Origin of the sequence: Enterococcus sp. DIV0213h, assembly GCF_051711285.1 — a bacterium.
Classification (GTDB): domain Bacteria; phylum Bacillota; class Bacilli; order Lactobacillales; family Enterococcaceae; genus Enterococcus_D; species Enterococcus_D casseliflavus.
Map to the genome: position 1 here is coordinate 1,749,785 of NZ_JBIOMH010000001.1, position 15,189 is coordinate 1,764,973.

Below are 15,189 nucleotides of genomic sequence, written 5' to 3' on the forward strand. Positions count from 1 at the left end.
GGATTACTCAATTTCTGATTCAGAAAACTGATCATGCCAGGTAACGCCAGTAACGGTTCGATTGGAAAGGGTAACGATGATCGCTTCGCCCTCTTGATTGATCCAGGCATTGGATTCCACGCCTAAAATCGCTAGTCGCCAAGAAGGCAGTCCACCCATGATCTCTAATACTTGATCGCAGGACATTCCTTCTTGCAATTGGTGGAGCAAATCTTTGGTGACGGTTCTATTCCAACGTCGTGGCAATCCAATCTGCAGTTGCTCGCAATAGGAGAAGTGAGAGGTGGATTCTTCGGTACTTACTGACTGTTGATCAAGGCTGTCAGAAGAGCTGCTAGCTTCCGAATCCATTGACAATGATTCAGAAGTCACCGCTGTTTCTAATGAAGAACTGCTTTGTCGCGTTTCATTCAGGAGTTCGTCAATCAGGGTACAGCCTGTGAGTGAGAAGGAAAGGAAAATCAATAAGGGAAAGAAATAGATGGTTTTCATACGATGTATGCCTCCAAAGTAATTTTCTGCATTTTTCTTTTGTTGTTATTTTAAGGTTGTTTTTTTATAAGAAGGGTTCTAACCGATGGTTAAACAAAAGAATCAATGCATTTATACAGCTTATGCAGTTATGGAGGGAGTGTTCTTTAATAAGTGTAACATGCCACTCCTGATCTGACTACTCGATTTCAAACTACATTTCATAGTTTTAATAAAATTTAGTCTCTATTCCTGATGATTATGAAATTCACGTGATATACTATAGTCAACTACAAGATAAAAAAATACGGCTTCAGTGGCAAAGGGCATTTGACGCAAACAGATCGTTGGGAATGTTTTCGAGCATTTGAATGTGGCATTGTTTTAATAGGAAAGAGAGGAAGAGGGAATGAAGATCTTAAGGGATTGGCAAACAAAACATCAAGCGAAAAAAGAAGCAAAAAAACAGGCATTACGGTTAAAAAATGCCAAGCTTCGTGCAGCGGGGAAAGAGCCGTTGAAGGGCTGGGGGAAAATGGTTGATACTGGCATCGGCGGGGCGAACAAAGCAAACCCCATCGATACAAAAGTGTTTTTGGGGGAAAATCAAAAGCGGATCGCAGATGAAACGAAACGGAACAAGCAATAAAGAAAACCTCTGCAACAGTTCCTTCGTCGGACTGTTGCAGAGGCTTTTTTAAATATTCAATACTTTGTCTAAGAAGTCTTTGGTACGCTCATGCTTAGGATTGGTAAAGATTTGCTCAGGTGTACCGTCTTCCAAGAAGTTCCCGCCGTCAATAAACATCACACGGTTTGCTACTTCTTTGGCAAAACCCATCTCGTGAGTTACGATCACCATGGTCATTCCTTGTTTTGCCAAATCCTTCATAACATTGAGTACATCGCCAACCATTTCTGGATCGAGTGCGGAGGTTGGTTCATCGAACAACATCACATCGGGATTCATTGCTAAAGCTCTAGCGATCGCCACCCGTTGTTTTTGTCCTCCAGACAGATTGTCAGGGTACATGTCTTTTTTATCTGCCAAACCGACCGTTTCTAATAAACGAATTGCGTTCTTTTCCGCTTCTTGCCGAGAAGCATTTTTTAGATCCATCGGTGCTAAAATGATATTTTCTAAAACCGACAAGTGAGGGAAGAGATTGAAATGCTGAAACACCATGCCGATATGTTGACGAACAGCATTGATATTGGTGTTTTTATCCATCAGATGTGCGCCGTCAACGATAATATCGCCGCTGGTTGGTTCTTCTAAGCGGTTCAAACAGCGTAAGAACGTCGATTTCCCGGATCCTGAAGGACCGATCACACAAACGACTTCTCCTTCAGCGATTGAAACATTGATATTGTTCAATACGGTATTATCGCCGTATTTTTTTACAAGATTTTCAACTAAGATTTTTTCTTTCATGCTATTTCACCTTCTTTTCTAAAACTTTTGCAAGTTTCGTTAAAGCTGTGATCACGACTAAGTAAATAATCGCGATGATCAAGTAAACATAGGTACTTTGCGTAGTCCGAGCAACGATGATTTTCCCAGTTTGCAATAATTCTACGACTCCGATAACCGATATGATCGTTGTATCTTTCAACGAGATAACGAATTGGTTAACGAAAGATGGAATCATGATTTTGATCGCTTGCGGTAAAATGATTTTCTGCATTGTCCGAGTGTAGGTCATCCCCAAACTACGAGAGGCTTCCATCTGACCTTTTGGCACCGCATTGATCCCGCCACGGACGATCTCAGCGATATAGGCACTGGCATTTAAAGTCAATGTAATGACCCCGGCTGCAAAGTCGGGAATCGTGATACCAATGGCATCGGAAAGGCCGAAGAAGATGAAGAAAGCCAATACCATCATAGGAATACCACGAATGATATCAACATAGATCCCTGCAAAAACCCGCAATGCTTTGATTGGAGCAACACTAAATAGTCCAAAAATGATGCCGATCACTAATGCTAAGGCAAAAGAAATCAACGCTAGTAAAAGGGTATTCCATAAACCTTTTAATAAGACGTTATAGTTGTTGCTGATCAAACCAGTGATCGTTGATTCATCCACTCGTTTTTCTGTGGCAGAGCCATCTTCAATGTATTTATTGATGATTTGATCGTACTCGCCAGTCCGTTTCATTTCTTTCAATGCTTCATTGAACATTTGGATCAGTTCAGGATTTTGGCCTTTTTTCACCGCAAAACCGTACTGACCGCCAGATTCTTTTTCAATCGGTGTCACTAGTTTTTGACCTTGGCTGATGGCATAACCGATCACTGGATAATCATCCATCATGGCATCGATTTGTCCGCCGTTAACAGCTGCATATAATTGATCGGCTGCATCATAATATTTGATCGAATAGCCATATTTTTCTTCGTTGGCGATCAAGAAGTCTGCACTTTCTGTCCCCACTTTCGCACCAACGGTTTTTCCATCTAGATCTTCATAGGAATTGATGGAATCATTGCCTTCTTTTACAGCGATCTGAATGCCGCTTTCAAAGTAAGAGTCTGAGAAGTCGTAGGATTGGCGACGCTCATCAGTGATCGTCATCCCAGCGATCATCCCATCTGCTTGGTTACCATCCAAGGCTTGCAAAGCTCCTGAAAAACCGATGAAATTGAATTCAATGTTGAACCCTTGCAATTCTGCCGCCCGATTCATTAAATCAACATCGATCCCTACATACTCATTGTCTTCATTTTGGAATTCAAATGGAGCGAAGGCGGAGTCACTGGCAATTCGGTAAACATCTTTCCTTGGTTCGACTTTCACCATTTCACTGGTGTCTGCATCTGAATCAGACGTTGTGATGTAAGTATTGACGATTTCGTCGTATTTGCCAGAAGCTTTCATGTTGGCTAAACCAGCATTGAATTTTTCAAGTAGTTCTTGATTTTGGCCTTTTCTGACAGCGAATCCGTAAGAAGCACCTTTTTCGGGTTCGCCGACAAGTTTCATCGGTTCGCCGTTGTTGATGGCATAGCCAAGCACTGGATAATCATCAAAAGCGGCTGCCACAGTACCATTGCGTACAGCGCCATACAACCCAGTAGCGTCATCATAAAGTTTGATGTCGTAGCCATATTGGTCTTTATTTTCTTCTAAAAAGCGGGCACTTTCGGTACCAACCTTTGCACCGACCGTTTCGCCCTCAAGATCTTCGTAGCTAGTAATGCTGTCATTGTCAGCAGCTACCGCCATTTGAATCCCACTATCAAAATAAGGATCTGAGAAATCAAACGTTTCTTTACGTTCATCAGTGATGCTCATCCCAGCAATCATGCCATCTAACTGATTTGATTGCACGCCTTGAATGGAGGCGTCAAAACCTAAAGGACGTAAATCAACTGCAAAACCTTGATCTTCAGCGATCGCGTTTAATAAATCTATATCGATCCCAACGTATTCATTATTTTCATTTTGGAATTCGAAAGGAGCAAATGTTAAATCTGTTCCTATCTTATACGTAGTTTCCTCCGCACTTGCTGACTTTACTGATAGCGTAAAAATGCTGATAATCAGCGCGATTAAAGCGAAGGACATGTGTTTTCTTTTCAAGAAAATTCCCCCTTTAGATATAACGTATTTATAGATTATATGGATTTTTTCTTCAACACACAAGTCTTTCTCTTTAAAAATATGACAAAATTGCTTAAACCTCACATCAGATGTTAGAAAATCAAACATGTTAAGTTATGCTTAATCGCATGAAACTTTCATAGCAAATGATGGCGAAAGTATGTTCGCTATGATATACTTATTTATGGAAAAGCGGCAGCGAGTTTTTCTTTTTTTGTTGTCGTTTAGAATAATCGAGGGGGAATGAAGATGATCGAAAGAACAACTTCCCATGAATTTGACTTAGTATCAAAATATCAACCAGCTGGGGATCAACCAGAAGCGATCCATCAATTGGTTGACGGGGTGGTCGGTGGAAAAAAAGCACAGATTTTGTTGGGAGCCACTGGGACCGGTAAGACTTATACGATTTCTAATCTAATCAAGGAAGTCAATAAACCGACATTGATCATTGCCCATAATAAAACACTGGCTGGACAATTATATGGCGAGTTCAAGGACTTTTTCCCAAATAATGCGGTCGAGTACTTTGTCAGTTACTATGATTACTATCAACCAGAAGCGTATGTTCCTTCCAGTGATACATACATCGAGAAAGACTCCAGTGTCAACGATGAAATCGATAAGCTGCGTCACTCGGCCACAAGTTCTTTATTAGAGAGAAACGATGTGATCGTTGTAGCTTCTGTCTCTTGTATTTTCGGTTTAGGTTCGCCGATCGAGTATGCCAGACAGGTTGTTTCTTTACGAGTAGGGATGGAAAAGTCTCGCGATCAACTATTAAAAGAATTGATCGAGATCCAATTTGAACGAAACGACATCGATTTTCAACGGGGACGTTTTCGCGTACGTGGCGATGTTGTGGAGATTTTCCCAGCTTCTCGTGATGAGCGAGCGTTACGCATTGAGTTTTTTGGCGATGAAATCGATCGGATTCGTGAAGTCGATGCCTTGACGGGCGAGATCATGAGTGACACCGAACATGTGTCGATCTTTCCGGCAACTCACTTTGTGACCAATGAAGACCATATGGAACATGCGATCGCTTCGATCCAAAGTGAACTCGATGAACGACTGAAAGTATTGCGAGCAGAAAATAAGCTGCTGGAAGCACAGCGTTTAGAGCAGCGAACCAACTATGATATTGAAATGATGCGAGAAATGGGGTATACCTCAGGAATCGAAAACTACTCTCGCCACATGGATGGACGAAAAGAAGGCGAACCGCCTTATACGTTATTAGATTTCTTTCCTGATGACTTTCTGATCGTTATTGATGAATCCCACGTGACCATGCCGCAAGTTCGTGGGATGTATAATGGTGACCGTGCTAGAAAACAAATGTTAGTGGATTATGGCTTCCGTTTGCCTTCTGCACTGGATAACCGTCCGTTACGCTTGGAAGAATTTGAGAAGCATGTCAATCAAATCGTCTATGTTTCAGCAACACCTGGACCATATGAATACGATCAAACCGATACCGTCATTCAACAAATCATTCGTCCGACTGGTCTGTTAGATCCGGTGATCGAAGTACGACCGATTATGGGTCAAATTGACGACCTCGTAGGAGAAATCAATGAGCGAGTCGAGCGAAATGAACGGGTCTTTGTCACGACCTTAACGAAAAAAATGTCTGAAGATTTGACGGATTACTTTAAAGAATTAGGGATCAAAGTCAAATACCTGCACAGTGACATCAAAACATTGGAACGAACAGAGATCATTCGCGACCTGCGTCTCGGTGAATTTGATGTACTGGTCGGAATCAACTTATTGCGAGAAGGGTTAGACGTCCCAGAAGTTTCCCTGGTTGCGATCCTTGATGCCGATAAGGAAGGCTTCTTGCGCAGCGAGCGTTCATTAGTCCAAACCATCGGACGAGCAGCTCGTAACTCAGAAGGAAAAGTAATCATGTACGCCGATAAAATGACCGATTCGATGCAGCGAGCGATCGACGAAACAGCGCGACGCCGAAGTATTCAAGAAGCCTATAACGAAGAACATGGAATCGTACCGAAAACCATCATCAAAGAGATTCGCGATCTGATCGCAATCACGAAAGTGGCGGAAGAAACTGGCGAATACACCACGACTTCTTATGAAGAGCTGAGTCGTGAAGAAAAAGCAACCTTGTTGTTGAAATTAGAAAAAGAAATGAAAGATGCTGCGAAAGCACTGGATTTTGAAACGGCTGCTACCTTGAGAGATACTATTCTTGAGCTAAAAGCTGCTGATTAGAAGGAGAAACAATATGGCAAATGATAAAATCGTGATCCATGGGGCACGGGCCCATAATTTAAAAAATATCGATGTGACGATTCCCAGAGACCAGCTCGTTGTTGTAACTGGTCTTTCGGGTTCAGGGAAAAGCTCCTTAGCATTTGATACGTTGTATGCTGAAGGACAGCGCCGATATGTCGAAAGTCTATCGGCGTATGCCCGTCAGTTTTTAGGGCAAATGGATAAACCCGACGTAGATAGCATTGATGGACTTAGTCCAGCGATTTCTATCGATCAAAAAACCACCAGCAAGAACCCGCGATCAACAGTGGGGACGGTTACTGAAATCAATGATTATCTGCGGCTTCTTTACGCCAGAATCGGTCACCCAATCTGTCCCAATGATCATATTGAGATTACTAGTCAGTCGGTTGAGCAGATGGTGGATGAAGTTTTGGCATTACCAGAACGCACCAAGATCCAATTGTTGGCACCTATCGTTTATCAAAAGAAAGGGCAGCACAAAAAAGTCTTCGAACGTATCCAAAGAGAAGGTTATGTTCGGATGCGGGTGGATGGCGAAGTCTATGATGTCTCCGAAGCGCCTGAATTAGAAAAAAATAAAAAGCATGATATTGCCATCATCATTGACCGAATCGTTGTAAAGGAAGGAATCCGTTCTCGTCTGTTTGATTCCTTTGAAGCGGCATTACGTTTAGCTGATGGCTATGCGGTAGTCGATGTGATTGGTCAAGAAGAGATGCTTTTCAGTGAACATTATTCTTGCCCGTATTGTGGCTTTACAGTTGGTGAATTAGAGCCACGGCTCTTTTCATTCAATGCGCCTTTTGGTGCTTGTCCAGACTGTGATGGTCTTGGTGTGAAGCTAGAAGTCGATGTCGACCTAGTGATTCCCGATCAAAGCAAAACGTTGCGTGAAGGCGCACTATTACCTTGGAACCCAATCAGTTCACAGTATTATCCGCAAATGCTGGAACAAGCCTGTCAAGAGTTCAATATCGATATGGACACACCCTTTGAAGAGCTGCCAGAAGAACACAAAGACATTATTTTGAATGGTTCGAATGGCGAAATTTTCCATTTCCATTATGAGAATGATTTCGGTGGCGTGCGTGATGTTGAGGTAGCTTTTGAAGGAATCTTACCAAATATTAAACGCCGTTATCATGAAACCAACTCTGATTTCACCCGTGATCAAATGCGTTTGTATATGACGGAATTGACTTGTAAAACTTGTCATGGCTATCGTTTGAACCCTCAAGCGCTGTGCGTGCAAGTCAACGGAAAACACATTGGTGAAATGAGCGAGATGGCAATCAACAATGCGTTGAACTTTGTCGAAGAATTGAAACTATCGGAACAAGAGCAAATGATCGCACGTCCGATCGTGAAAGAAGTCGATGATCGTTTAAGCTTCTTGAAAAATGTCGGATTGGACTATTTGACCTTGAGTCGTGCATCAGGCACACTCTCTGGTGGGGAAGCGCAACGGATTCGTTTGGCAACACAAATCGGCTCCAATTTGTCTGGGGTGCTTTACATTCTTGATGAGCCATCGATCGGTCTTCACCAACGGGATAACGATCGCTTACTAGATTCATTGCGGAAAATGCGTGATCTTGGGAATACCCTGATCGTCGTTGAGCATGACGAAGACACGATGCGGGCAGCGGACTACTTGATCGATGTCGGTCCAGGTGCAGGACACGCAGGTGGCGAGATCGTCGCTGCAGGCACTCCTGATGAAGTCGCAGCCAATGCGTCTTCCTTAACAGGTCAGTACTTATCAGGAAAACGACAAATCCCGACACCAACGGAACGCCGCAAAGGCAATGGTGAAAAGATTCGTGTGACCGGTGCTTCTGAGAATAACTTGAAAAACATTTCGGTCGATTTTCCATTAGGAAAGTTCGTCGCCGTTACTGGGGTCTCTGGCTCTGGTAAATCGACATTAGTCAACGAAATTTTGAAAAAAGCCTTGGCGCAAAAAATCAATCGGAATTCGAACAAGCCTGGTCGCTTTAAAACCATTACTGGTTATGAAGCGATTGAGAAATTGATCGATATCGATCAAAGCCCTATCGGTCGGACGCCTCGAAGCAATCCAGCAACGTATACCAGTGTCTTTGATGACATTCGCGATTTATTTGCTAAAACCAATGAGGCGAAAGTCCGTGGTTATAAAAAAGGCCGCTTTAGTTTTAATGTAAAAGGTGGACGTTGTGAAGCATGTAAAGGGGACGGAATCATCAAGATCGAGATGCACTTCTTACCTGATGTCTACGTACCTTGTGAGGTTTGTCATGGCAAACGTTATAACTCAGAAACGTTAGAAGTTCATTACAAAGGAAAAAATATTTCGGAAATCTTAGATATGACCGTGGAAGATGCAGTGGAATTTTTCCAACATATTCCTAAAATCCATCGAAAATTGCAAACGATCGTCGATGTCGGTCTAGGTTATGTCACGATGGGACAACCAGCGACTACTTTGTCTGGTGGGGAAGCGCAACGGATGAAGCTTGCCAGTGAACTGCACAAAAATTCCAATGGCAAGAGTTTTTATATCTTAGATGAACCAACGACTGGTCTGCATACGGATGATATTGCCCGTTTGTTGAAAGTTCTGGAACGATTTGTCGACGCTGGCAATACCGTTTTAGTGATCGAACACAACTTGGATGTCATCAAATCAGCGGACCATGTGATTGATCTAGGTCCAGAAGGTGGCGAAGGCGGTGGAACGATCATTGCAACTGGTACACCAGAAGAAATTGCTGCGGTTTCTGAAAGCTACACCGGTCATTATTTGAAAAAAGTCCTTTAAGCAAGGAAAAGAGCACTCACTTTTTTACTTGTCTGTCAATAGGTTTCGCTAAAGTTTAAGGAAGCGTGAAATATCTGCAAATTTCATGATAAGGGCTTGAAATCAAAATTTTATTTGATAGAATAGCAATAGGTATACGTATATTCGCATTGAATAAACTGCCTATAAGTTCTATCCGTTCAAAGTGGGAGAAAGCAATCAAAGATAGATACTTTGATTGCTTTTTTCTTTGTGGTATTATAATTCTATTGTAATTAAACGAAACGAGAGAGGTCGTTTTTCGTATTCAAAAGAGAGAGTGATTTTTGATGAGTCAGGAAAATTTTCTTCCCATATTATTAGGAAGCGATATGAATGTTTATGGTATGGCCAGAGCATTCCACGAAGCATATGGCATTCAATCAGTTGCTTATGCTGGTGCGGAACTTGCGCCAACCCGCTTTAGTAAAATTGTTACAATCAATCAAGTGGAAGGTTTTGACCATGATCCAGGATTCACTGAGACGTTGATCAAGTTAGGAAAAAATACTTACAACGATCCTGCCATGAAATATTTATTGATTCCCTGCGGCGATGGCTATGCAGAACTGTTAGCGAAGCATAAAGAAGAATTGAAGCCTTATTATACCTTTATTGCCAATGACTATTCCTTATTAAAACGGTTGATCAATAAAGTCAGTTTTTACGAAGTTTGCGAGGAATATGGCTTGCCTTATCCTAAGACCTTCATTTTAACACCTGAACTGTTGACGGAAGGAACGTTCAAAGGAGAGCTGCCTTTTGATTTTCCTGTGGCTTTGAAACCAGCAAATAGTGTCGCGTGGCTGTCAGTTGATTTTGAAGGGCGCAAAAAAGCCTTCATTATCGACAATCGAACAGAATTTGAAGAAATCGTTTCTCGCATTTATCAAGCGGGTTATCAATATGAAATGATCGTCCAAGATTTTATTCCTGGCGATGACAGCAACATGCGGGTCTTAAATGCCTATGTTGATGAGAATCACGAAGTTCGCGTGATGGGCTTAGGTCATCCTTTATTAGAGGATCCAACGCCTGGAGCTGTTGGGAATTATGTCGTGATCATTCCAGATGAAAATGATCAAATCTATCAAATGATCCGTAAGTTTTTAAAAGAGATCGAATATGTTGGATTTGCCAATTTTGATTTGAAATATGATGCGCGAGACGGTCAATATAAATTATTTGAAATCAACTTGCGTCAAGGAAGAAGCAGTTTCTTTATTACCTTAAGCGGATTGAATCTGGCGAAGTTCATCACAGAGGATTTAGTCTTCGAAAAACCTTACACAGAAACGGTTTATGGCAAAGCTGACGCGCCTGAAGCGAAATTATGGCTAGGGGTACCAAAAAACATTTTCTTGACTTATGCAAAAGAAAATCCTGCGAAAGAACGCGCAAAAAAATTATTAGCAGAGAATCGTTGGGGAACGACTGTCTTTTACAAAGAAGACTTATCTCTAAAGCGTTGGATTCTATTAAAGAGAATGTTCCATCTGTACAACAAACGATTCAAAACGTATTTCCATACGAAAGAAGGCTAGAAGATGGAGAATTTTTTTAGTATTTTAGGCGGCATGGGAACGTTAGCGACGGAAAGTTTTGTCCGCATTTTAAACCGACGGACACAGACCCATAAAGACCAAGATTACTTGAACTATGTTTTATTCAATCATGCGACAGTCCCAGATCGGACGGCATATATTTTAGACAACACGTTAGAAAACCCTGTTCCATATTTAATGGACGACATCGAAAAACAAAATTTGTTAAAGCCAAATTTTATTGTGTTGACTTGTAACACTGCCCATTATTTTTTTGATGAGCTGCAAGCTGCCACTGAGATCGAGATTTTGCATATGCCTCGTGAGGCTGCGAAAGTCGTTTTTGAAAAAGGCGTCACTGGAAAAGTGGCCTTTCTTGGAACAGAAGGCAGTGTCAAAGCTGGCATCTATGAAAAAGAATTGCGGAAATTCGGACTTGACGTCTATCTTCCAGAGCCGACGATCCAAAAAAAGGTCAATACATTGATCTATGATCGAATCAAAGAAAATGATCATTTGGATCAAGAACTTTACTTTGAGATACTGGAAGAAGTCACCGAACGTATCGGCTGTGAAAGCGTAGTGCTTGGATGTACCGAGTTGTCCTTGATGGATGAATTTGTGACTGATAATCCGTATCCAGTCGTCGATGCCCAATCGATTTTAGTTGATCGGACGATCGAAAAAGCATTGGCAAATCGCCAAGCAATCTAAAGCTGATAGCGACGTTAGCGGCATTTTTTGAGCTAACGTCTTTTTTTATGCCAGTGTTCCAATGATACGCCCGGCATGATATAATAGAGTTGTTTCAGAAAGGAGTTTTACCTATGACTGAAGTGGATCATTTAGAATTGGTCATTATTACTGGGATGAGCGGAGCCGGCAAAACGGTCGCGATCCAGAGTTTTGAAGATATGGGGTACTTTTGTATCGATAATATGCCCCCAAGCTTGATCCCTAAATTTTGGGAACTGATCAAAGAATCAGGAAAAGTGACAAAAATTGCCTTAGTTGTCGATCTGCGTTCAAGATCGTTTTTTGAAGAAATCCAAAGTATGCTGATCGATATTGAAAACACGAATTTTATCGACACACGGATGCTCTTTTTAGATGCATCGGACAATGAATTGGTGTCAAGATACAAAGAAACGAGAAGAGCACATCCATTAGCGATGGATGGCTTAGTTACGGAAGGCATTCGCAAAGAGCGAGCGATCTTAAACGATTTGAAGACGCGTGCCAGTATTGTTATCGACACAACGACGCTGACCCCACGGCAATTGAGAGAAAAAATCAATCAAGAATTTCGTGCTTCTCATGAGACAGGGTTTCGTATTGAAATACTTTCGTTTGGCTTCAAGTATGGCTTGCCGATCGATGCTGATATTGTGATGGATGTTCGTTTCTTACCGAATCCCCATTACATTCCAGAGTTGCGTCCTTTAACGGGTAAAGATGAACCTGTGTATGAGTACGTCATGTCTTTTCCAGAAACGGAAGAATTCTATCAGCAATTTAGTACACTGTTGCAAACGATCATGCCAGGCTATGTCAAGGAAGGCAAAAGCAGCTTGACGGTGGCTATCGGCTGTACTGGGGGCCAACACCGTTCAGTTGCATTATCTGAGCGCATCGGTGCGGTTTTGGCAGAAGACTATCGCGTCAATATTACTCATCGCGACAAAGATAAGCGTAAAGAGACGGTGAATCGTTCATGAAAATGAAAACGTACCGGATCAGAAAGCCGAAGATCGTTGTGGTAGGTGGCGGAACTGGGTTACCAGTCATCCTGAAGAGCTTGCGGAATCAGGGTGTCGACATCACAGCGATCGTTACGGTCGCTGATGATGGCGGTAGCAGCGGCGAAATTCGCAATTTGGTTTCCTCTATCTCGCCACCAGGGGATCTGCGCAATGTTTTGGCGGCTCTATCTGATATGCCGCAACTGTATAATGATATTTTTCAATACCGTTTTAAAGCCGAAGACAAATTTTTAGCCAATCATGCCCTGGGGAACTTGATTATTGCGGCGATTGCTGAAATGCGCAGCAGTACCTATGAAGCCATTCAAATTTTGTCAAAAATCATGCATATCGATGGACGAGTTTATCCTTCGTCAGATCTGCCATTGGTGTTGCACGCTGTTTTTAAAGACGGCACCGAAGCGGTAGGAGAGTCCAAGATCGCGGTTGATCGCAAAACGATCGATCGGGTCTTTGTTCGTAATCAAGAAAATAATGATGAGCCGAAAGCAGCTCGTAAAGTTGTTTCTTCAATTATGGAGGCAGATATGATCGTCTTGGGTCCTGGTAGTCTCTTTACTAGTATTTTGCCCAATCTCATGATTAGCGAGATCGGCCAAGCAATGTTGGAAACACAAGCTGAAACGGTTTATATTTGTAATATCATGACCCAAAAAGGTGAAACTGAACACTTTAGTGATGCCGACCATGTGCGGGTCCTGCATAAGCATTTAGGCAAACCCTTTATTGATACGGTGTTAGTCAACACCGAGAAAGTTCCAGAAGGGTATATGGACCCAGAGATTTATGATGAATATCTTGTACAAGTGAAACACGATTTCCAAGGACTGCGAGAAGAAGCCAGCCGTGTCATTTCAGCTGACTTTCTGGAGCTTAGAGATGGCGGAGTTTTTCATGACGGAGATAAAGTGATTGAAGAACTTCTACGTATCGTTTACGGGGCCAAAATCTAAGAAAGGAGGGATTTTTTTATGTCCTTTGCAGCAGAAGTAAAAAAAGAATTGACCGCATTAGAAGTTCATCGCGAACATGCCAAGGCAGAATTGGCCGCTTTGATTCGGATGAATGGGTCATTAAGTATCAACAACCAACAATTTGTTTTAAACGTTCAAACAGAAAACGCGGCGATCGCCAGACGCATCTATTCGTTACTAAAAGATCATTACGACGTGCGCAGCGAATTGCTGGTCCGTCGTAAAATGAAATTAAAAAAGAACAACGTTTACATCGTTCGTTTGAAGCAAGATACACAGCGCGTGCTTTTGGACTTAGATATCATGGACGGGCTGATGTTTCAAAGCCATGTTTCTGATGAGATCATGGGCAATACTCAAAAAATGCGTTCCTATTTACGAGGCGCTTTCATGGCATCTGGGTCCATCAACAATCCAGAAACCAGCCGCTATCATTTAGAGATCTATTCCATCTACGAGGAGCATAACCAAGATATTTGCGATATGCTAAACGCATATGGATTGAATGCCCGTGCATTAGAACGCAGAAATGGGTATATCTCTTACTTGAAAGGCGCTGAGAAAATCGCTGATTTTTTGACACTGATCGGTGCCACCAATTCCATGCTGAAATTCGAGGACGTGCGGATCGTGCGTGATATGCGTAACTCAGTCAACCGTTTGGTGAATTGCGAAACCGCCAATATGAACAAAACGATCGACGCTGCTTCGAAGCAGATCGACAATATCGAATTTATTCAAGATCGAGTTGGCTTGCAAGCTTTACCTGAAAAGCTGCAAGAAATCGCCGAATTACGTTTGGAACATCCCGAGGTCAGCTTGAAAGAGCTAGGAGAAATGATTCCATCAGGAGCGATCTCGAAATCAGGAATCAATCATCGCATTCGCAAAATCAATGAATTTGCGGATCATTTGCGTGAACAAGTCAGTTAATCTAAGTAGTGAATGAAATCAAAAAAGCAGGAGCTTGCATTTGACATGGATTTTAGTGTCAAATCAGCTCCTGTTTTTTGTTAGTGGTTATTCATTGATCAATGCAGTTAATTCCTCAGCAGAGATCGATTCATCAAAAATGTGCCCATCTAAGATAATCGTTGGCACAAATTGAATGTTGGCGTTTTTCGCTTCTTCCACAATTTCTCCTGCGATCGCAGGATGGTTTTGTTCAGATAGCCCTAAGGTATTTTTCGCATATTCTGCCACTTCAGGTAAAGATAAATGCCCCCATTCGTCTTGTGTTTGATAAATTTTTGTGATCTCAGCGATCGTTGCCTGAGGATCTGTACTGGAAACAAAGCGGTGCATCACATTGCCTCGTTGCAATGATTCTTTTTCTTTGTCGAATAATTTGATGACACGGCGTAGTTTCCCAGCTGCGACAGCTTCACTTAAGATCGGTAACGATTCCTCAAACCATTGCCGACAATAAGGACAGCGCAAATTCATAAATTCGACGATCGGTTTAGCGGAAGGGTCTCCGATATGTATCCCTGTTACCGCATTTGTTTCCTGTGCTTTGATGATTGAAATATCCATTAAGATTCCTCCTTTTTCTTTTAGTTTACCGAAGTTTCTACTGAAAGAAAAGCCTCAGGTCTTTTGATTTAAGTCTGTGAAAAGAGGAGGAGAATGAGATAAATACTATGTATTTCGTTTCACGAAATTAAGAAAAATCCCCTGACTGTGCTTTTATATTCCTTGATTTTCAGCTATAATGAATTGTGTTTTATTGTGCAA

12 protein-coding genes are annotated in these 15,189 nt (G+C 42.0%); 8 read left to right on the plus strand and 4 right to left on the minus strand.

What is annotated here, in order from left to right; translation table 11 throughout:
* Positions 1-3 precede the first annotated feature (3 nt).
* Positions 4-492, minus strand: coding sequence for a hypothetical protein (locus IGI77_RS07935; protein WP_438769821.1), 489 nt, complete (start codon positions 490-492; stop codon positions 4-6).
* A gap of 388 nt (positions 493-880) precedes the next feature.
* Between IGI77_RS07935 and IGI77_RS07940 the strand changes: the two genes are divergently transcribed.
* A complete protein-coding gene (locus IGI77_RS07940; RefSeq protein WP_413159583.1) occupies positions 881-1,120 on the plus strand; it encodes a hypothetical protein in 240 nt (79 codons plus the stop codon).
* A 48-nt stretch (positions 1,121-1,168) separates the two neighbouring features.
* On the opposite strand, the gene IGI77_RS07945 is transcribed toward IGI77_RS07940, so the two are convergent.
* Together IGI77_RS07945 and IGI77_RS07950 are read right to left on the minus strand one after the other, a co-directional pair.
* Complete coding sequence (locus IGI77_RS07945; RefSeq protein WP_005225946.1) at positions 1,169-1,906, minus strand: amino acid ABC transporter ATP-binding protein; 738 nt, start codon at positions 1,904-1,906, stop codon at positions 1,169-1,171.
* A gap of 1 nt (position 1,907) precedes the next feature.
* Entirely contained in the window at positions 1,908-4,061 is a 2,154-nt protein-coding gene (locus IGI77_RS07950) for an amino acid ABC transporter substrate-binding protein/permease (RefSeq protein ID WP_438769822.1), read from the minus strand.
* Positions 4,062-4,331: 270 nt separating this feature from the next.
* Here IGI77_RS07950 and uvrB point away from each other — a divergent pair, with 270 nt between their 5' ends.
* The 7 genes from uvrB to whiA all read left to right on the plus strand — a co-directional run bounded on the left by uvrB (position 4,332) and on the right by whiA (position 14,385).
* Positions 4,332-6,323, plus strand: a complete 1,992-nt coding sequence (gene uvrB, locus IGI77_RS07955) for an excinuclease ABC subunit UvrB (RefSeq protein ID WP_010748162.1) — start codon at positions 4,332-4,334, stop codon at positions 6,321-6,323.
* Positions 6,324-6,336: 13 nt separating this feature from the next.
* Positions 6,337-9,153 carry an excinuclease ABC subunit UvrA gene (uvrA, locus tag IGI77_RS07960; protein ID WP_005225949.1) on the plus strand — a complete coding sequence of 939 codons (2,817 nt, stop codon included), beginning with the start codon at positions 6,337-6,339 and terminating at the stop codon, positions 9,151-9,153.
* 308 nt (positions 9,154-9,461) lie between these two features.
* Positions 9,462-10,715, plus strand: coding sequence for a carboxylate--amine ligase (locus tag IGI77_RS07965; protein ID WP_016610145.1), 1,254 nt, complete (start codon positions 9,462-9,464; stop codon positions 10,713-10,715).
* 3 nt (positions 10,716-10,718) lie between these two features.
* Positions 10,719-11,429, plus strand: a complete 711-nt coding sequence (locus IGI77_RS07970) for an amino acid racemase (protein ID WP_005225951.1) — start codon at positions 10,719-10,721, stop codon at positions 11,427-11,429.
* A 113-nt stretch (positions 11,430-11,542) separates the two neighbouring features.
* Complete coding sequence (gene rapZ, locus IGI77_RS07975; RefSeq protein ID WP_005225952.1) at positions 11,543-12,433, plus strand: RNase adapter RapZ; 891 nt, start codon at positions 11,543-11,545, stop codon at positions 12,431-12,433.
* Positions 12,430-13,431, plus strand: coding sequence for a gluconeogenesis factor YvcK family protein (locus IGI77_RS07980; RefSeq protein WP_010748165.1), 1,002 nt, complete (start codon positions 12,430-12,432; stop codon positions 13,429-13,431). Before rapZ ends, IGI77_RS07980 begins: the two co-directional genes overlap by 4 nt.
* 18 nt (positions 13,432-13,449) lie before the next feature.
* Positions 13,450-14,385, plus strand: a complete 936-nt coding sequence (gene whiA, locus IGI77_RS07985; RefSeq protein ID WP_005225954.1) for a DNA-binding protein WhiA — start codon at positions 13,450-13,452, stop codon at positions 14,383-14,385.
* An 87-nt stretch (positions 14,386-14,472) separates the two neighbouring features.
* Here whiA and IGI77_RS07990 read toward each other — a convergent pair whose 3' ends face one another.
* Entirely contained in the window at positions 14,473-14,988 is a 516-nt protein-coding gene (locus tag IGI77_RS07990) for a DsbA family protein (protein ID WP_005225955.1), read from the minus strand.
* Between the last annotated feature and the right edge of the window lie 201 nt (positions 14,989-15,189).

What these genes read in the sequence shown, in the direction of transcription:
- IGI77_RS07990 (WP_005225955.1), bottom strand. Translation starts at nt 14,988, where the DNA reads ATGGATATTTCAATCATCAAAGCACAGGAAACAAATGCGGTAACAGGG.
- uvrB (WP_010748162.1), top strand. Translation starts at nt 4,332, where the DNA reads ATGATCGAAAGAACAACTTCCCATGAATTTGACTTAGTATCAAAATAT.
- IGI77_RS07965 (WP_016610145.1), top strand. Translation starts at nt 9,462, where the DNA reads ATGAGTCAGGAAAATTTTCTTCCCATATTATTAGGAAGCGATATGAAT.
- IGI77_RS07945 (WP_005225946.1), bottom strand. Translation starts at nt 1,906, where the DNA reads ATGAAAGAAAAAATCTTAGTTGAAAATCTTGTAAAAAAATACGGCGAT.
- IGI77_RS07940 (WP_413159583.1), top strand. Translation starts at nt 881, where the DNA reads ATGAAGATCTTAAGGGATTGGCAAACAAAACATCAAGCGAAAAAAGAA.
- rapZ (WP_005225952.1), top strand. Translation starts at nt 11,543, where the DNA reads ATGACTGAAGTGGATCATTTAGAATTGGTCATTATTACTGGGATGAGC.
- IGI77_RS07970 (WP_005225951.1), top strand. Translation starts at nt 10,719, where the DNA reads ATGGAGAATTTTTTTAGTATTTTAGGCGGCATGGGAACGTTAGCGACG.
- whiA (WP_005225954.1), top strand. Translation starts at nt 13,450, where the DNA reads ATGTCCTTTGCAGCAGAAGTAAAAAAAGAATTGACCGCATTAGAAGTT.
- uvrA (WP_005225949.1), top strand. Translation starts at nt 6,337, where the DNA reads ATGGCAAATGATAAAATCGTGATCCATGGGGCACGGGCCCATAATTTA.
- IGI77_RS07935 (WP_438769821.1), bottom strand. Translation starts at nt 492, where the DNA reads ATGAAAACCATCTATTTCTTTCCCTTATTGATTTTCCTTTCCTTCTCA.
- IGI77_RS07980 (WP_010748165.1), top strand. Translation starts at nt 12,430, where the DNA reads ATGAAAATGAAAACGTACCGGATCAGAAAGCCGAAGATCGTTGTGGTA.